This window comes from Pseudoalteromonas sp. SCSIO 43088, assembly GCF_023650795.1.
Classification (GTDB): Bacteria; Pseudomonadota; Gammaproteobacteria; order Enterobacterales; family Alteromonadaceae; genus Pseudoalteromonas; species Pseudoalteromonas shioyasakiensis.
Genome location: NZ_CP072675.1, coordinates 2,742,702 through 2,761,435 on the forward strand (window position 1 = coordinate 2,742,702; position 18,734 = coordinate 2,761,435).

Sequence of the window (18,734 nt, forward strand, 5' to 3'; positions counted from 1 at the left end):
TAGTTAGGCCAAGCAAGCCGAAGAGGCTCTGCTCTGTCTAAATTGCTCGTACATAGTCGCAATATTAATCTCGAAAGATAAACAGGCCCTGACTATTGTACTCAAGGCGCAGGTCAGGGATAATACGCAACCTTTTTCTATAGTCAGTATTTTAATCAGGCCAAAATATATGAGTGACTCAAGTAACCCAAACCTCGAGCAAGCAAAGCAAGAGGGTAAATACATCCGCACGATTCGTAGTTTCGTTAAGCGCGAAGGTCGCCTAACAAAAGGCCAAGCGGCAGCCATCGAGAAGTGTTGGCCAACTATGGGCCTTGAGCACAAAAATGGCATGCTAAACCTAGCAGAAGTGTTTGGTAACGATAACGATGTGGTACTAGAAATCGGTTTTGGTATGGGCAAATCGCTAGTTGAAATGGCTAAAAACGCACCAGAACTTAACTTCATTGGTATTGAAGTTCACCGCCCAGGTGTAGGTGCTTGTTTAATGGATGCCGATGAAGCTGGTGTAACAAACTTACGCGTATTCGAGCATGATGCGGTTGAAGTGCTTGCTGACTGTATTGCCGATGAAAGCTTATCTAAGCTGCAATTATTCTTCCCTGATCCATGGCATAAAAAACGTCACCATAAGCGTCGTATCGTACAACCAGAGTTTGCACAAAAATTACGTAGCAAATTAAAAATTGGCGGTGTTTTCCATATGGCGACTGACTGGGAAAATTATGCAGAGCATATGCTAGAAGTAATGCAAGTGGCTGAAGGTTACAAAAACCAATCAGAAACTAACGATTACGTTCCTCGCCCAGATTCACGACCACTGACAAAATTTGAGCAGCGCGGTCACCGTTTAGGTCACGGCGTATGGGATCTAATGTTCGAGCGTACTAAGTAATAAAAGGTAAAAGCAGCATGAGTAAGTTAACCAACCCAAGTTTACTATTGCTTCGTAATGAAGACGAACTTGTTGGACAATCGATTTTAGTGGTTAACTTTGAGCAAGATGGCTTTTTACGCGAACTTAAAGCGTTAAATCCCGACGCAAAAATTACTGCGTTCAGTTATAACCACGCAAATGCCATGTATGCCAGTAAAATAGCCGGTATACATGCAGTGGTTGATCACACTATTCCAAATGGTAACTACGATTTAGTTATCTACTATTACCCAAAAGCAAAGCCAGAAGCACAAATGTGCCTTGATAACATTCGTGCTGTTTGTCATCAAGATGCGCAACTATTTGTAGTAGGTGAAAATAAAAGCGGTGTTAAATCAGCAGAGAAACAACTAAAAGACCACTGTGGTTTTAGTAACAAGATCGATAGTGCCAAGCACTGTATTCTGTATTTATTCTCTGAGCTTACGCTAAACGATAACTTTGCTATCAGCCGTTACCACAAACAATTCCAAGTAAAAGCCGGCGATATTGAATTTACTGCGATCAGTGTTCCAGGCGTATTTAACCACGGTGCGCTTGATGTAGGCACTGCGGTACTTCTGAATAATGCGCCAACTGTTAGCAAGGGTAAAGTACTCGACTTTGCTTGTGGCGCAGGCATTATTGCTACTTACTTAGGTTTAAAGCAGCCTGAGCTTAAATTTGTATGTAGCGATGTAAGTGCTCTTGCAACTTACGCCACTGAGCAAACACTGGCGTTAAATGACCTCAAAGGCCAAGCAATTTTGAGTGATGGCTTAACTGATATTAATGGTAAATTTGACCTAATCATCAGTAACCCACCGTTCCATACGGGGATTGCCACAGATTACACCATTGCCGAAGCATTTCTTAGCTCAGCAAAGCAACACTTGAGCAAGCAAGGTAAATTGACCATAGTTGCAAACAGCTTCTTAAAATACCCACCGATTTTAGAAGCGCAATTTGGCCAATACAGCACAGATTTCAAAAATACTAAATTTGCCGTTTACTCAGCTAAATAAAAGTTGAGTAAATAGCTTATTCGTAGCAAAAATATTTTTTAAAATATTTAGTTACTTTCAAATGTCTTTGCTAGACTAAACTCTTACTAATAACAAAAATTCTGGCCTTCTATAGCGCATGCCGATATTTTCGACACAAACAAGTATTCGTAAAGCGTTGACCAATGCGGTAATGCTAGTCACTGCATTATGCTTGTCTTTGTCTATTTCTATTTCGACTTATCTAGACGTAAAAGAACAAAAAGCGCTGATTGTCGATAAAATCTCTATCCTATCGAAAATAATTGCCTACAACGCCCAAATCACAGTGTTATTTGACGATAACGAGACCGAATCTGAGCGCTTAAAGTCATTTGAATCTGTGCCGCTTATTAAAAATATCCATATTTATTCAATCGATGAGTTATCAAATGAGCCAGTGTTTTTTAGTAGCTTTAATGCCAACCGAACCCCACCAGTACCCATTAAGGTTGGCAGTATAGATAACCTATTAGAGCCACGCTTCACAGATAAAGATATAGAGCTAATAACGCCCATTGTCTATGAAGGCGACACCATAGGTTACGTGTATATTCGCGGCGGCTTAGACAGGTTAAACCAATATATTAATCGTAAAATTATCATTGATATTTTACTCACCCTATTCGTTTTAGTACTGGTGTATTTTGTTGCTAGACGTATTCAAAAACGCATTGCAAACCCTATTGATGAGCTAAGTAACCTACTGCAAGACGTGTCGAAAAACCATAACTATGATACTCGCGCACAAAAAACCAATATTGATGAAATAAACCAGCTAGCGGGCAGCTTAAATATCATGCTCTCGCGCACTCAAAAACAAATTGAGCGCCACGAAAAAGACAAACAAGAAATAAAACAGCTTAACCAAAGCCTTGAAGAAAAAGTAAATCAACGCACAATCGCATTACGTGAGGCTAACCAAGAGCTGCTCAATACCCTTGAGCGTATGCACCAATACCAAAACCAAATCGTCGAAAATGAGAAAATGGCGTCACTGGGGCAAATGGTTGCAGGTGTTGCTCATGAGGTTAACACACCTATTGGGTTAGGTATTACAGGCTCAACGCTGTTACGCGACAAGCTGGCAGAAATTCACGCGCAGTTTGAGCAAAAAACTTTAACTTCAGCACACTTAAAACGCTTTATTAATGACGGCATTGAAAACCTCGATCTTATCTATCGCAATCTTAACCGTGCAGCTGAGCTCGTATCTAGCTTTAAGAAAGTGGCCGTTAATCAAGATGTAGAAGTCAGCACCAAAATTAACTTAAATAACCTATTAAGTGATGTGGTGATGTCGATGCGCTCAGAAATTCAATACCGTAACCCTAAAGTTACGATTAACTGTAGCAATGACGTTAGTATTGAAACCAAATCTGGGCCGTTACAACAAGTGTTACAGCAGCTATTAAGTAACTCGGTGATTCATGCATTTAGTGATGATCAAAATAACGAAATCACCTTTAACGTTGAGCGCAACGAAAGTAGCTTGAGTATTCACTACTTCGATAACGGTATTGGCGTTGAGAAATCAATTCGCAAACGTATTTTCGACCCATTTGTAACCACAAAACGTGGTGAAGGTGGCAGTGGTTTGGGCATGCACCTAGTTTATAACTTAGTGACTCAAGCACTTGGTGGTAGCATCGTATACGATGAACTAGCTGACGAAGGGGCTCACTTTATTATTACTCTGCCATTGCAAGAAGGTGCAGCGTAATGAGATTAGTGAGTTGTATCTTATTATCTTTGCTTGTTGTATGCCCTGCATTTGCCAAATCACCGGACCAAGTTAAATCAGCATTTTTGTATCAAATTGCTAAGTTCACGAAGTTTAATGACCAAGTGAACCCTCCCCCTATTTCATTTTGCTTTTATGACTTAGATAAAGGCCCTGGGGCGTTCCTTAAAGATAGAAATGAACTGCAAATTAACAAAAAACCAATTAACGTTATATTAGTGAAAAAAACCCAGCAAATTTCTGAACTTTCTCAAGTTTGTGATATCACATACATTGATGAAACATTAGAAAATGATATACTTCCACTTTGGACCGATACAATTTCATTGGATACTTTAACAATAGGTGAAAGTATCAGCTTTTTAGAAAATGGCGGTATAGCCTCTCTGGTTCAAGAAGGAAATAAAATCCGACTGTATATCAATAAGCAGCACGTATTGCAGCATAACTTTAAAGTGCAATCTCGATTGTTAGCTATGGCTAAGTTTTATCCAAATTGATTTTACTTGTTAACAATTGGATCTAATCCTATAATCTCTAGTATTCGGTTTTGCTTGATAATACCGAATTTTTGTAAATAAAATTTCCGAAAAGGTTAATATACAATGCAAACGCCAGTCATTCTGATCGTAGAGGATGAAGACGTAACTCGACTAAACCTCGTTAGTTTATTTGAAGCTGAAGGTTACAAAGTTATTGAAGCCATTGATGGCGATGATATGCATGACAAGCTTACAAATAATGATGATGTGAACCTTGTAGTTATGGACATCAACCTACCAGGTAAAAACGGGCTAATCTTAGCGCGTGAATTACGTCAAAAACGTAACGTTGGTTTAATTTTCTTAACAGGTCGTGACAACGACGTTGATCGCATTTTAGGTCTTGAAATTGGTGCTGATGATTACATCACAAAACCATTCAACCCTCGCGAATTAACTATTCGTGCTCGTAACCTTATTTCGCGCACTGCCCTAGGTGGCGAAGAAGCGAATATCGAAACAAATGGTGTTATCACATTTAACGGTTGGGAACTTGATGAAAACAGCCGTTGTTTAACATCTCCAAGCGGCGACGCTAAACGTTTACCTAAAGGTGAATACCGCGCGCTACGCTTAATGCTTGACTCACCGGGCCGTATCTTCAGCCGTGAGCAATTAATCAAGCACATGACTGGTCGTGAGCTTCGCGCTAACGACCGTACTGTAGACGTAACAATTCGTCGTATCAGAAAACACTTTGAAAGCGATAACAGCACATCAGAGCTGATCAGCACCATCCATGGTGAAGGCTATCGTTTCATTGGTAAAATCGACAGCTAATTAGAATTAATCTTCTAACTGTTGTAAGAATAATTGGAGGGCGTCACGCCCTTCATTTATTTTCACTGCTAACTCTTCAAGCCACTGCTGTAACTCTTCGCTACTCTCTTCAAGCGCGCCATGTTCCATCTTCTTAGCATGTAACTGCACATCGTTTAAGCCTACAGAGCCAGCTGCACCTTTTAATTTATGTGCCACCGATTTGTACTCTTCTCTATCATCTGCCGCTAACGCATCTGCCAGCTCAGTTTGGTACTGAGGATTTAACTTATTAAATAACTCACAGCTGCGATTAAAGATAACTAGCCCCATTGAGCCTACAAAGTCTTCGATGGTTTCTATATCGAGCAGCTCAACGCGAATACCCGATAAATCTTTTTCAGTCACAGCTTTGATTGGCTCAGGCTGACAGTTTTGTTGCTGCTTGATATCAAATAACTCACCGAGCATTTTATCGAGTTTAGTGGTGTTGATAGGCTTAGCAAGTGCACCTTGAATATTAATACCCGCAAGCTCCTCTTCGGCGCTACGCACGTTGGCAGTCAAGGCAACGATTGGTAAGTTATCAAAGTGTTCATCGTCACGAATTTGACGAGCAACTTCATCACCATTGATATCAGGTAATTGCATATCAAGTAAAACGAGATCTAAGTCATCTTCTGTGTAGACAAACGACAGCGCATCTTCACCAGTTTCAGCCCAAATAACTTCGTGGCCACGCTGCTCAAGTAAGTTAGTAGCAATTTCAGCATTTAGCGGCACATCTTCTACTAAAAGAATGTTTAAGCTGCGTACCGCATAACTTTGCTCGGTAGGCGCAATACAAAGCTTAAGTGGTATTTCAACAACAAAAACACTGCCCTCACCTTCAGTACTGCTGACATTAATTTCACCTTTCATTGCGCTAACAAGTGCTTTTGTTACCGCAAGGCCGATACCTGAGCCAATAGCATTGGTGCCGTTGATATCTGGTGCTTTGTAGTACATGTCAAAAATACGATGCAGCTGCTCTTGTGGAATACCTTGACCCGTGTCGCTTACACGCATCACTAACCACGGACCATCAGCACGATTCTCGCGGCGACATTCAAGCTCTACATGGCCTTGCTGAGTAAACTTAACGGCATTATTGATAAGATTCCAAACAACTTGGCGTAAACGAGTCGGATCTAGAGATGCGTAAACATCCAGTGTGCCTTTACGTTTAATATTGAACTCAAGGCCTTTTTGTTCAGCAATTAAGCCGGCAAAATTCACTACGTCATTAATAAAGTCGGCCACATTGACTGAATCAGCAACAATATCGAGCTGCTCACGGTCAATTTTATCCAAGTCGATAATATCGTTAAAAATATTGCCAAGGGTTTCAGCACTTGAAAACACCGTGTTACACCAACTACGTTGCTGTTTATCGAGTTCAGTATCAAGTAGCATGCGGGTTAAACCCACTATACCGTTAAGCGGTGTTCTTAATTCATGGCTTAAAGTTGCAATGAATTTTCCTTTATCTTTATAAGCTGCTTCAAGGGCTTGTGCTGCTTCTTTACGACTGGTGATATCACGGCCAAAGGCAAGCAGACCTATGTACTCACCTTTTTCATTTATAAAGGGTAACTTACGCATTTCAAACCAGCGCTTTTCACCATCAACAGGGTATTCAACGTCAAGTGTAAGAGCTTGGTGGGTTTGAGATACTTTTTTGTCGGTGCGCAGAACTTCAGGTAAATAATCACTTGGGTAGATTTCTTCAACACTCTTACCGATTAACTCATCGCTGCTTTTACCTATCACTTGTTCAAACATTTTATTACAGCCAGCAAATACACCATTGTTATCGCGGTAATAAAATAAATCGGGAGATGAGTCGACAATAGAGCGCAATAGCATGCCTTGTTGCGCAAGCTCTTGTTGGGTCTTCTTACGCTCGGCGATTTCGCGTCTAAGTTCTTCTATTGCTCTGTGCTTGGCATGAAACGCCATTTTACGCTCATCAATCTCTTCGTTTAAGCGACTGATATTGTCTTTTAGCGTTTGGTTAAGCAGTTTTTCTTGTTTGGTTGCGCTATCTAGGTAGCTATAAGAGGCTTCTAATTGGCGAATTGAGTTAAGCAGTACAGTGATTAAAATCGGCGATACCACCGCAGTGAAGAACATCACGGCCAAAACATCAACTAAAGTCACCGTACCAACTGCTACATAATAAAACATGCACGATAAGATCAGCGACATGACCAATAATAAGGCATAACAGGCAGCGGCAGTTTTAAACTCACCATACTTAGAAATAAAGCTTGAGAGAGTGCGAGCCCACGGACTCAAAGAAGAATCAATCATATATAAAGCTTAGGCACATAATCGAAAAAAAACAGCATAGCTAATTTTATCACTATTCCTTTAGAAATATTCATATTGTGCGATAAACATAGAATTTTTTCATCAACGCCGCTTTTTTATATTTTTTCATGTAAAATACCGCGCTTTAATAATTGCAAAGAATGAGTATTACCATGCAAACCACAATGCCAGATATTGCTGATACGGCTCCCGCCTTACAAACAGGTAAATTAGACTGGGTTGGCATGGGCGAAATTGAACTTCCTTTCATTTTTGAAACTCGCAATATTGCCCCTGTAAATGTAATTGCCAAGGCACGCGCTTTTGTAAACTTGCATAAAGAAGACGCCAAAGGCATTCATATGTCGCGTTTATTTTTAGCTCTTGATACCTTATCAACCGAGCAGCAAGTTAATCCACAAACTCTCAAGCAAGCACTTGATGCCTTTATTAGCAGCCATGATGATTTAAGTGACCAAGCACAAATCGAATTCAAATTTGAGCTACCTCTGCGTCGTAAATCTTTATTAAGTGGCAAAGTAGGTTGGAAAAACTACCCTATTCATCTGATCGCTAAGATCAACCAAGGCATTGTAAGCTTTGAGTTAATGGTTGATGTTACTTACTCGTCTACATGCCCATGTTCAGCGGCTCTTGCTCGTCAATTAATTCAAAATGCCTTTAGCGAAAAGTTTGCAGAGCAAAATATTGATAAGCAAACTGTTTTAGAATGGCTAGGCACAACAGACGGCATTGTTGCTACACCACACTCACAACGTTCAATTGCAAATGTGAAAGTAAAGCTCCACAGCAAAATTGACAGTTTTGATGTGGTTGGCTTAATTGATGCGCTAGAAGCTGAGCTAAAAACACCAGTACAAGCAGCAGTTAAACGTGAAGATGAGCAAGAGTTTGCCCGCTTAAATGGTCAAAACCTCATGTTCTGCGAAGATGCTGCGCGTAAAATTAAAGGCTTACTTGAACAGCAAAACTACGCAGATTACTGGCTGCAAATAAATCACTACGAATCACTTCATGCCCACGACGCAGTAGCTATCGCTGTTAAAGGGGTTACTGGCGGATACACAGCTTAAAAATTTCAGGTGACTCCACACACTTAGGCACGCTAATTGCTATTAATTTTCAGTGTCAATTTGTTGTTGTGGAGTTACCGTATGGAATTCGCTTTATTATCAATTTTAGTATTAGTCGTAGTAGCCTCTGTTGTTGCGTCAAAGTTTACCGATGAAGGCGGAAACCCTTATCCTTTCACTCGTAAGCAAACTGTTTTTACGCAAGTTGAGAGTGCTTTTTTACATCTTCTAGAACGTGCTGTAGGCGACCAATATAAAATCGTCAGCCGCGTTAAACTCATTGATTTAATCGACTGTAAGCAAGGCTTATCTATCAAAGCCAAACGAGCTGCAATGGCTAAAGCCAAAAATAAACAGTTAGATTACGTGCTTATCGACAAAGACAAACTTACTATTGTTGCCGCGGTTGATTTAGTCAATAACACCAACCGCGACGGCCATAAAGCACAACGTGACTGGTTTGTTAGTGGCGCGTTAGAAGCGGCAGGCATCCCGCATATTCGCATGAAGGTAAAATCAGGTTATCAACCAAGAGAAGTGCGTGATGCAATCATGTTTAAACTTGGTAAACCTGCAGCAGCGCCTGCAAGACCTGCACGCAACCGCGTTACTAAACCTGCGGTATTATCACCATCACAAGCAAAAGCACACTCAACAGCGCTTGCAGAAATATAACCCGTCATAATATTGGCAAAAGCAGACTTTAAGGTCTGCTTTTTTGTTTGTTTTAGACATTTTTAGGTATAATCATCCTATTCAATCTAAGGAATCAAATATTATGCACGTTGGTATTATTGGCGCGATGGAGCCAGAAGTAAAAATCTTACGCGAAGCAATGGTAAACCCAAGCATCATGACTAAAGCTGGTTTTACCTTTTACACCGGTGAACTAGCGGGTAACACAGTTACTTTAGTTCAATCTGGTATTGGTAAAGTGGCTTCTGCAGTAGCAACAACACTACTAATCGATAACTTCAGTCCTGATTGTGTGATCAACACAGGTTCTGCAGGTGGTTTTGAGCCATCGCTAAATGTAGGCGATGTGGTTATTTCTTCAGAAGTTCGCCACCATGACGTAGACGTAACTGCATTCGGTTACGAAATCGGTCAAGTACCACAAATGCCAGCAGGCTTTGCTGCGCACCCTAAACTGATTGAAGCGGCAGAGCAAAGCGTAAGTCAAATCAGCGATGTTAAAACCATGATTGGCCTAATTTGTACTGGTGATTCATTCATGTGTGACCCGGTACGAATTGAAAAAACACGTGCTGAATTCCCAACTATGCTTGCAGTAGAAATGGAAGGTGCAGCAATTGCACAAGCTTGTCATGTGCTAGAAACACCATTTGTTGTTATTCGTTCAATGTCTGACATTGCTGGCAAAGAGTCGCCGCAATCATTTGAAGAGTATATCGAAACCGCATCTATCAACTCATCTAAAATGGTTGTTGCTCTTTTAGAGAAGCTAACATCGGTGAGTTTATAAGGTGATTGCAAATATTGTTCAAAACCATTTGGACATTATTGTATTTTTTGTAGCGCTCTTAGCTGAGCGCTTCTTTCCTTTGGTTAGTTGGTATCATCCTAATACCTTTTTAACCGTTATTTTCTCTGCGCTTTGCGAGCGTTTATACAACCCAACGAACCCCAAAAGCTATCAATATTTAGCCTCAACCTTAGCTTTTACTCTCACCATTTTAGTGATAGTGACATTGATTGTGCTGTTTTTAGAGTTTGCTTTTTACCCTGAGCTATTAAATGGCTTAATTTTATATTTGTTACTCAGTAGCCGCGCTCAAGAGAAGAAATCATTACGTATTGCCAGATTACTCAAGCTCAACCAAAAAGCGACTGCAAGAGAGCTACTAGCTAGCCTTGTTGCCCGTGATGTATCACGTTTATCAGCCCCAGGCATTTGCAAAGCAACCATGGAGTCACTGGTGCTTCAAAGTGCGCGGCATTATTTTGCCGTTATATTCTTTTATCTACTTGGCGGCGCTATCCTTGCTTTGGTTTATCGTTTACTCACATTAATTCATCAGGCATGGCGAAAAAACCTAAAACCCAACAACCCGTTTTTGGCTCCCATTGCTAAATTACTATTTGTATTGGAGTGGTTACCCACTCGATTAGTTGCATTAACGATTGCAGCAACTAATGCCAGTAAACAATGTATTCATTATATAAAACACTATGGCAGACACTTCTATCAAACCAATACAGGATGGCTGTTAAGTGTTACATCGGCTGCTTTGCAAGTACAGTTAGGCGGCCCTGCCCTTTACCAAGGTGAGCGCTTTAATAAAATGCGTGTTGGGACCGATCGCCTACCAGATGCCGATGATATTCCTGCTTTAGTGAATCGCTTAAATCAAGCGAAAGCATTTTGGTTACTACTGATAGTCGGGATTGAAGTAATTAGCCTATTCACAAACTAATCAAAATATAAGCACAAAAAAACCAGCCGCAGCTGGTTTTTTTATACCAATTAGCTTTATTAAGCTAAGGTGATTTTAGCAAACTTACGTTTACCTACTTGGTAAATCTGTGTTGTGCCTTTAGCAACTTCAAGCTTAGTATCTGTTACTTTCTCTTCACCATTAATCTTTACAGCACCTTGTTTAATCATACGCATTGCTTCTGACGTACTAGCTACAAGGTTAGCTTCTTTTAATAGATTAGTAATAAACACAGTGTCTTCAGCAATTGTTACTGTCACTTCTGGGATCTCATCTGGTAATGCATTCTTTTGGAAACGCTTGATGAAATCTTGATGAGCACCTTCGGCTGCTTCTTCACTGTGGAAACGTGCAATCATTTCTTTGGCAAGTTCAATCTTGATGTCGCGCGGGTTTGCACCGTCAGCAACACGCTGTTTAAGCGCAGCAATTTCTTCGATAGATAATGCACTTAATAAGTCATAGTAACGCCACATTAGATCATCACTGATAGACATTACTTTACCAAACATGTCGTTAGGCTCATCAGTAATACCAATGTAGTTTCCTAATGACTTAGACATTTTCTGAACGCCATCAGTACCTTCAAGCAGTGGCATCATAAGTACTGTTTGTGGCTTTTGACCTTCGTCTTTTTGTAATTCACGACCCATTAATAGGTTAAAACGTTGATCTGTACCGCCAAGCTCAACATCAGCTTCTAATGCAACTGAGTCCCAACCTTGTACCAGTGGATATAAAAATTCGTGGATAGCAATCGATTGACCGTTGGCATAACGCTTTTTAAAGTCATCACGTTCTAGCATACGTGCTACTGTTTGACGCGCAGCCAGTTTAATCATACCTGCTGCACCTAAGTTCTCCATCCAAGCAGAGTTGAATGCAACAGTTGTTTTAGCAGGATCAAGAATTTTAAATACTTGCTCTTTATAGGTTTCAGCATTAGCTAAAACATCTTCACGAGTTAACGGTTTACGCGTTACGTTTTTACCCGTTGGATCACCAATCATACCGGTGAAGTCACCGATTAAGAAAATCACTTCATGACCTAGGTCTTGGAAGGTTTTCATTTTGTTGATAAGAACTGTATGACCTAAATGCAGATCAGGCGCAGTTGGATCGAAACCCGCTTTGATCTTAAGTTTCTTACCAGACTTTAGCTTTTCGACTAATTCGTCTTCAATTAATATCTCTTCTGCACCGCGTTTTATCTCAGCTAGAGCGGTTTGTAAATCCACTGTGTATTACTCCAAAAATTCAGCTACCGGGGCGTGGTGGCCTGTCAGGGTTATAAATATAGAGCTAAAAACTTTAAAATTTAGCTAGTTAGCACCAAAAAGCGACACTAGAAAAAAGCCTAACTTAAATAGTTTAAGAAACAGCCCTGAAGGCAGCGCGCATGATTGTTCTTTATACCGCGTTATTGCAATTTAATGAAGGTACTTTAGTTAACTAATATAGATTTAGTTTAACCATAGGCACCTGCTGCAATTTTAACCAAAAAAGTTTAACGCGCTGAGCAATTCTAGCGTAAAATAGCGCCAGTTTAAATCTACAAAACACTGGTATTTGCTCTATTTTAGGTATATCCTGCGATATTAGTATTTAAATTTCTTGACAGCAGAAAAGGCACGATATGGTTCACGTAGTGCACAAACTTCCCAAAAAACACAAACTGCTTATTCTCGGTTTGGTTTCTGCTATTGTTGGCTTGGCATTATTGCCTTCTGAAAAAGCCACCGCTTCAAAGGATAACAGTGCAAAAGCACTTGAAATTGGCAAACGCTACGAATTACAAGTTAAAGTTGATGATAACGAAAAACTAACTGAGCTTAATTCACAGCAAGCAGCAGCAAAACTTCCAGAATACGAGCTTATCGACCATGAAGTACGAAATGGCGATAATTTAGCACTTATCTTTAAACGTGCGGGCTTCTCAGCGCAAACATTACACAAACTAGTTAACACCAACGCAGAAACTCGTAAATTAACAAAAATTCACCCAGGCGAAATCTTAAGCTTTGCAACAGCTGAAGATGGCTCTTTAGCTCAGCTACGTTATGTGATCTCAAAAACAGATACCTTATACGTTACATTAAATGACGAAGGTAACTACGACACTTCTATCGATAGCAAAGAAATCGAAACGCTAAGTAAGTCGGCTGGCGGTGAGATCTCTAATAGCTTTTGGACGTCAGGCATTGCAGCAGGTTTAAGCGAGCGTCAAATTATGAATTTTGCTGACATCTTCGGTTGGGATGTCGACTTTGCTAATGACATTCGTAAAGGTGACCAATTTGGTCTCATTTATGAAGCTCACTATGTTGATGGTGAGTACATTGGTGATGGTAAAATTATTGCCGCAGAATTTATTAACCAAGGTGAGCGTTATACCGCTATTCGCCATACTGATGGTAACTTTTACACACCTGAAGGCCGTAGCATGAAAAAAGCCTTCTTACGTGCGCCAGTTAACTTTAAGTATATTAGCTCGAGCTTTAACCCGCGTCGTTTACACCCAGTGACCAAAACGGTAAAACCACATAACGGTATCGATTACGCAGCGCGTACCGGTACACCAGTTGTATCATCGGGTAATGGTAAAGTGATTAAAGCAGGCTACAGTAAATACAACGGTAATTATGTATTTATTAGCCATGGCACACAGTATGTGACTAAGTACTTACACTTAAACAAAAAGATGGTTAGAACTGGTCAGAAAGTGAAACAAGGCCAGAAGATTGGTACTGTTGGTGCGACAGGTCGTGTGACGGGCCCACACTTACACTATGAATTCTTAGTAAACGGTGTTCACCGTAACCCTAAAACGGTCAAACTACCTAAATCAGAGCCTCTACCGCGCGATGAGCTAGCTAAGTTTAAACCGATTGCTGATAACTTCTTAGCTCAATTACAGCGTAACCGTGAGTTACAATTAGCGTTAAATAAGTAGTTAAGTAAATATAAAAAAAGCCGCTTCAAATTGAAGCGGCTTTTTTGTGCCTAGAATAAATCTGGCTAAAACTATTATGGACTTTACTAAAATCAGTACTGATAGCACTGCGGGTTAATACTATTATTACCTTAAAAGAACATAGATAAGTTGAATAATCAGCGAAATCATCACCAGTGGCCAAATATACTTTGCATACTTTGTCGCGCCATCAAGCCCCATTTTAGACTGATACTTTTCAAGTAGTGGTATTAAAATAACCAAAGCAACAAAAAGGCATAATAAGATAATAAAAACATTCATGGCGGCTTTCTTAGTTGTTGAATATTAAGGTTTACTATACCTAATTTAAGGGCAAAAAAAAGCGCAGTAAAATTACTGCGCCAGTCGGTTGGAAGTAAATCGACTTAATCGTGTTATTAGCCAACAATCGCTAACAAAATACCTGCTGCAACGGCACTTCCTAATACCCCTGCTACGTTTGGTCCCATGGCATGCATTAACAAGAAGTTATGCGGGTTGCTCTCAAGACCTACCTTATTAACCACACGTGCTGCCATTGGTACCGCTGACACACCGGCTGCGCCTACTAATGGGTTGATTGGCGATTTAGAGATCTTATTAAGACCTTTTGCCATAAACACCCCTGAAGCTGTACCAATTGCAAAGGCTAAAGCACCTAACACCAAAATACCGATTGTTTCTACGGTTAAGAACTTATCGGCTGCAAGCTTTGAGCCTACCGCTAAGCCTAAGAAAATGGTGGTAATGTTGATGATTTCGTTTTGTGCACTATTGCTTAAACGATCAACCACACCTGATTCACGCATCAAGTTACCTAAGCAGAACATACCTACCAGCGGTGTTGCCGCAGGTAAAAACAAGATAGTTAAACTAAGCACCATTAATGGAAAAACAATTTTCTCTTTTTTCGATACTGTACGAAGTTGCGGCATTTGAATTTCGCGCTCTTCTTGCGTTGTAAGTGCGCGCATAATTGGCGGCTGAATAATTGGCACAAGTGCCATGTATGAATAAGCCGCTACTGCGATTGCACCAAGTAAATCAGGTGCCAACTTAGATGCTAAGAAAATAGCTGTTGGACCATCTGCCCCACCAATAATGGCGATGGCCGATGCATCCTGTAGCGAAAATTCAAAGCCAGGAATAAAGTTAAGTAGAATTGCACCAAATAAAGTAGCAAAAATACCAAACTGCGCAGCCGCGCCTAACAGCAACATACGCGGATTTGCTATCAGGGCACTAAAGTCTGTAAGCGCCCCGACGCCCATAAAGATCAAAAGTGGGAATACCCCAGAGTCAATCCCGATATGGTACACGTAATATAAAAGACCACCCGGCTCAGATAACCCAGCAACTGGGATATTAGTTAAAATAGCCCCAAAACCAATCGGTAATAACAACAGTGGCTCAAATTTACGGGCGATCGCGAGATATAATAACCCGCAACCTACCGCAATCATTATTAATGCAGGAAAGGTAAAGTTAGCAATACCTGTCGCATGCCAGAGGTTTAAAACACCATCCATCCTCTGTCTCCTATGCTAGCGCGATTAGCGCATCGCCAGTGGCAACAGAGTCGCCCTCTGCTACTAATACTTCTGCAATTGTACCTGAGTGTGCGGCGCGAACTTCTGTTTCCATTTTCATCGCTTCCATAATGATAACCACATCACCTTCATTTACTGTTTGGCCAGCTTTTACTTTCACTTTGAAAATATTGCCAGCTAACGGCGCGTTTAAGGTTTCGCTAACAGACGCTGAAGCTGACTGAGGAATTAACTCACTGTCTTTTAGGGTTACTTCTTTGAGCTCACCACCTTGCGCTACAACTACATCGTAAACTTTGCCATCAACTTTAACGCTGAATTGCTCTGCTTTTGCAGGACTTGAAGCGGCTGGCTTAGTTTCTGACTTAACAACTTCACCCGTTGGAATTGCTTCAAACGCATCAGGGTTGTTACGGTTTTTAATAAACTTAAGGCCAATTTGAGGGAATAATGCGTAAGTAAGCACATCATCAATCACGTCATCAGCAAGCTCTAAACCTTGCTCTTTAGCTTCACTTAATAACTCTGCTTCAAGCTTCTCAAGCTCAGGCTCAAGCTTATCAGCAGGGCGACACGTAATTGCTTCAGCGCCCTCTAATACACGCTCTTGTAGCTCTTTATTCATTGGTGCTGGTGTTGCACCATACTCGCCTTTAAGAACACCCGCAGTTTCTTTAGTGATGGTTTTATAACGCTCGCCAGTCAGTACATTGAGTACTGCTTGAGTACCAACAATTTGCGACGTTGGTGTAACTAGAGGAATGTAACCTAAGTCTTCACGAACACGCGGGATCTCAAGTAATACTTGATCAAGCTTATCAGCAGCACCTTGCTCTTTAAGCTGATTTTCCATGTTAGTTAACATACCGCCAGGTACTTGGGCTAATAAGATACGACCATCAACACCTTTAAGGCTGCCTTCAAATGCAGCGTATTTCTTACGTACATCACGGAAGTAAGCGGCAATTTCTTCTAACTCATTTAAATTAAGGCCGGTGTCACGCTCAGTGCCTTCTACAATTGAAACAATAGTTTCTGTGGCACTATGACCATAGGTCATACTCATTGACGAAATCGCCGTATCAAGCATATCGATACCCGCATCGATTGCTTTTTGGTAAGTTGCAGTACTTAAACCTGTCGTCGCGTGACATTGCATTGCGATAGGAATAGATACAGTTTCTTTTAAGCCTTTGATCAACTTTTCGCAATCATATGGCTTTAATAAACCCGCCATATCTTTGATACAAATTGAATGACAACCAAGATCTTCTAGTTGTTTTGCAAGCTCAAGCCACATATCAAGCGTATGGACTGGGCTTACTGTGTACGAAATAGTACCTTGGGCATGAGCACCTACTTTAACTGCGGCTTTAATGGCAGTTTCAAGGTTACGTACATCGTTCATCGCATCGAAAATACGGAAAACATCAACACCGTTTTTGTGGGCACGCTCAACAAACTTTTCGACTACATCATCAGCATAATGACGGTAACCTAGAAGATTTTGTCCGCGCAGTAGCATTTGTTGCTTAGTGTTTGGCATTGCCGCTTTTAGCTCGCGAATACGTTGCCAAGGATCTTCACCTAAATAACGGATACACGAGTCAAACGTCGCACCACCCCATGATTCAATTGACCAATAACCCGCATTATCGAGTTTTTCTGCCATGGGTAGCATGTCATCTAAGCGCATACGCGTTGCCAAAAGAGACTGGTGTGCGTCACGCAATACTAATTCGGTTAATTTTAATTTAGCCATGTTTAAGCTGCCCCGTTATTTTTGTTTATTTCGAAATTGAGCAATTGCAGCGCTGATTGCTGCAATATGTGCCTGTGGCACACCCTGTTGAGGTTGAATTTTTGCTGTACGCGTAGGTTCTGCAGTTGCAGGATCATCAAATCGACCCACTACCTTTGACATTAAAGTGACTGCTGAAATCAAAATAGTCAGAAAAACAAACACGCCTACCATGCCTGTCACCATCAAACTGGCCGCAGTGGTGAGTAATCCACCTATATCCATACGACTCCCCTCGCTTACTTAAAATAAAAAGTTATTTTTGTTAAATAATTATGCACCAATAATAACAAACAAAATTCATTTGTATAGCACCATTGTAAATTGGTAAAACCAATTAAATTTAAAATAACATGACGCACATATAATTAACACCCTACTATTAGCGCATTTAAAGCCCCGTTATAGATGATATAAATAGTCAATATAGCCAGACGTTATATGTTCAGCTATTAACCAATCATAGTAAAAAGCCTAAAAACCACGCACAACAAGGTGTTAGAGCTATCCCCTTAAAACAAAGTTAAATTGGTCTTACCAATAATCATAGAAATACTCTTTTTCTTCATTCAGCTCAATATGAAAAAATATCACTATGAATAAGTTACATGCTTACTCGTAAAAGTTACCAAATGATGAACCCTATCAAGAACAACAAAAACACTCAACCCGTTGAAATATATAAAATAAAACTTATGGCACAGAACTCGCTTTAGTTACATCGAACTTAAGAAAATTTAAATAGCCAAGGAGACCACTATGTTACGCTGGACAATTACTTTTTTAGTTATCGCGTTAATCGCAGCAGTGTTAGGTTTTGGCGGTATCGCAGGAGCCGCTGCAGGCATCGCTAAGATTATCTTTTTTATATTTTTAGTATTACTAGTTATTTCGCTGGTATCAGGAGCACTTAGAGGCAGTGTCCCTAAGTAGTTAAAAGCAGATAACCACTTACTTTATTTTAAATTTACAAGGAATTTCATTATGAAAAATTCAACTTTAAAAGCCGCTACTATCGCCCTATTTTCAGGTTTATTCATCATGGGTTGTGAAGACAACTCTGCTGAAGACGCAGGTGAGCGTATTGATGAAGCAATTACTGATACACAAAATGCAGTTGAAGATGCATGTGAAGAAGTAAAAGAAGGTGTTAACGCAGAAGAAACTAACTGCTAATAACACACCTTACTTAAGAAAAGCGGCCAAGTGCCGCTTTTTGTGTATGCAAGTTAGCAAGTTAGCAAGTTAGCAAGTTAGCAAGTTAGCAAGTTAGCAAGTTAGCAAGTTAGCAAGTTAGCAAGTTAGCAAGTTAGCAAGTTAGCAAGTTAGCAAGTTAGCAAGTTAGCAAGTTAGCAAGTTAGCAAGTTAGCAAGTTAGCAAGTTAGCAAGTTAGCAAGTCTAGGCTACCTGCAGCTTGTGTCAAGAAGCTCGTAACTTTACTCTTTCCCCTAGAAACCCGCTAACTTGTTGGGTTTCACTCCGTTCTACCCTACATCA

General features: G+C 40.5%; 17 protein-coding genes. 12 read left to right on the forward strand and 5 right to left on the reverse strand.

The window, feature by feature from the left end; translation table 11 throughout:
* Window positions 1-169: 169 nt before the first annotated feature.
* From trmB to arcA, 5 genes are all read left to right on the forward strand, one after another.
* A complete protein-coding gene (trmB, locus tag J8Z28_RS12650; protein WP_054560769.1) occupies window positions 170-895 on the forward strand; it encodes a tRNA (guanosine(46)-N7)-methyltransferase TrmB in 726 nt (241 codons plus the stop codon).
* A 17-nt stretch (window positions 896-912) separates the two neighbouring features.
* The gene (gene rsmC / locus J8Z28_RS12655; protein ID WP_250659546.1) at window positions 913-1,941 is read left to right on the forward strand and encodes a 16S rRNA (guanine(1207)-N(2))-methyltransferase RsmC; all 1,029 of its coding nucleotides are present in this window, start codon (window positions 913-915) and stop codon (window positions 1,939-1,941) included.
* A gap of 118 nt (window positions 1,942-2,059) precedes the next feature.
* A complete protein-coding gene (locus J8Z28_RS12660; RefSeq protein WP_250659547.1) occupies window positions 2,060-3,682 on the forward strand; it encodes an ATP-binding protein in 1,623 nt (540 codons plus the stop codon).
* Window positions 3,682-4,203: a YfiR family protein gene (locus tag J8Z28_RS12665; RefSeq protein ID WP_250659548.1), complete on the forward strand. Its 522-nt coding sequence runs from the start codon at window positions 3,682-3,684 to the stop codon at window positions 4,201-4,203. The genes J8Z28_RS12660 and J8Z28_RS12665 overlap by 1 nt, the downstream gene beginning before the upstream one ends.
* Before the next feature lie 105 nt (window positions 4,204-4,308).
* Window positions 4,309-5,025 carry a two-component system response regulator ArcA gene (arcA, locus tag J8Z28_RS12670; protein WP_054551295.1) on the forward strand — a complete coding sequence of 239 codons (717 nt, stop codon included), beginning with the start codon at window positions 4,309-4,311 and terminating at the stop codon, window positions 5,023-5,025.
* A gap of 6 nt (window positions 5,026-5,031) precedes the next feature.
* On the opposite strand, the gene arcB is transcribed toward arcA, so the two are convergent.
* A complete protein-coding gene (arcB, locus tag J8Z28_RS12675; protein ID WP_250659549.1) occupies window positions 5,032-7,359 on the reverse strand; it encodes an aerobic respiration two-component sensor histidine kinase ArcB in 2,328 nt (775 codons plus the stop codon).
* A 173-nt stretch (window positions 7,360-7,532) separates the two neighbouring features.
* Between arcB and folE2 the strand changes: the two genes are divergently transcribed.
* From folE2 to J8Z28_RS12695, 4 genes are all read left to right on the forward strand, one after another.
* Complete coding sequence (folE2, locus tag J8Z28_RS12680; RefSeq protein WP_250659550.1) at window positions 7,533-8,453, forward strand: GTP cyclohydrolase FolE2; 921 nt, start codon at window positions 7,533-7,535, stop codon at window positions 8,451-8,453.
* A gap of 81 nt (window positions 8,454-8,534) precedes the next feature.
* A complete protein-coding gene (locus J8Z28_RS12685) occupies window positions 8,535-9,128 on the forward strand; it encodes a DUF2726 domain-containing protein (protein ID WP_058585661.1) in 594 nt (197 codons plus the stop codon).
* A gap of 103 nt (window positions 9,129-9,231) precedes the next feature.
* On the forward strand, window positions 9,232-9,939 hold the full coding sequence (mtnN, locus tag J8Z28_RS12690; RefSeq protein ID WP_054551291.1) for a 5'-methylthioadenosine/S-adenosylhomocysteine nucleosidase: 708 nt from the start codon (window positions 9,232-9,234) through the stop codon (window positions 9,937-9,939).
* A gap of 1 nt (window position 9,940) precedes the next feature.
* Window positions 9,941-10,891 carry a cobalamin biosynthesis protein CobD/CbiB gene (locus J8Z28_RS12695; protein ID WP_250659551.1) on the forward strand — a complete coding sequence of 317 codons (951 nt, stop codon included), beginning with the start codon at window positions 9,941-9,943 and terminating at the stop codon, window positions 10,889-10,891.
* Window positions 10,892-10,950: 59 nt separating this feature from the next.
* Here the strand turns inward: J8Z28_RS12695 and tyrS are convergent, their stop codons facing one another.
* Window positions 10,951-12,150: a tyrosine--tRNA ligase gene (gene tyrS / locus J8Z28_RS12700; RefSeq protein ID WP_054560777.1), complete on the reverse strand. Its 1,200-nt coding sequence runs from the start codon at window positions 12,148-12,150 to the stop codon at window positions 10,951-10,953.
* Window positions 12,151-12,548: 398 nt separating this feature from the next.
* Here tyrS and J8Z28_RS12705 point away from each other — a divergent pair, with 398 nt between their 5' ends.
* Window positions 12,549-13,865, forward strand: coding sequence for a peptidoglycan DD-metalloendopeptidase family protein (locus J8Z28_RS12705; protein ID WP_054560778.1), 1,317 nt, complete (start codon window positions 12,549-12,551; stop codon window positions 13,863-13,865).
* A gap of 419 nt (window positions 13,866-14,284) precedes the next feature.
* On the opposite strand, the gene J8Z28_RS12710 is transcribed toward J8Z28_RS12705, so the two are convergent.
* Genes J8Z28_RS12710 through J8Z28_RS12720 form a run of 3 tightly spaced genes read right to left on the reverse strand, consistent with a single transcriptional unit; the run spans window position 14,285 to window position 17,462 of the window.
* Window positions 14,285-15,415 (reverse strand): sodium ion-translocating decarboxylase subunit beta, encoded by a 1,131-nt coding sequence (locus J8Z28_RS12710; protein WP_058585665.1) that lies wholly within the window; start codon window positions 15,413-15,415, stop codon window positions 14,285-14,287.
* Between the two features lie 10 nt (window positions 15,416-15,425).
* Complete coding sequence (gene oadA / locus J8Z28_RS12715) at window positions 15,426-17,198, reverse strand: sodium-extruding oxaloacetate decarboxylase subunit alpha (RefSeq protein ID WP_250659552.1); 1,773 nt, start codon at window positions 17,196-17,198, stop codon at window positions 15,426-15,428.
* 15 nt (window positions 17,199-17,213) lie between these two features.
* Window positions 17,214-17,462 (reverse strand): OadG family protein, encoded by a 249-nt coding sequence (locus tag J8Z28_RS12720; RefSeq protein WP_054560781.1) that lies wholly within the window; start codon window positions 17,460-17,462, stop codon window positions 17,214-17,216.
* Window positions 17,463-17,996: 534 nt separating this feature from the next.
* Between J8Z28_RS12720 and J8Z28_RS12725 the strand changes: the two genes are divergently transcribed.
* Both J8Z28_RS12725 and J8Z28_RS12730 read left to right on the forward strand, forming a co-directional pair.
* A complete protein-coding gene (locus J8Z28_RS12725) occupies window positions 17,997-18,170 on the forward strand; it encodes a DUF1328 domain-containing protein (protein ID WP_064971747.1) in 174 nt (57 codons plus the stop codon).
* Between the two features lie 51 nt (window positions 18,171-18,221).
* Entirely contained in the window at window positions 18,222-18,413 is a 192-nt protein-coding gene (locus J8Z28_RS12730) for a hypothetical protein (RefSeq protein WP_054551284.1), read from the forward strand.
* Window positions 18,414-18,734 lie beyond the last annotated feature (321 nt).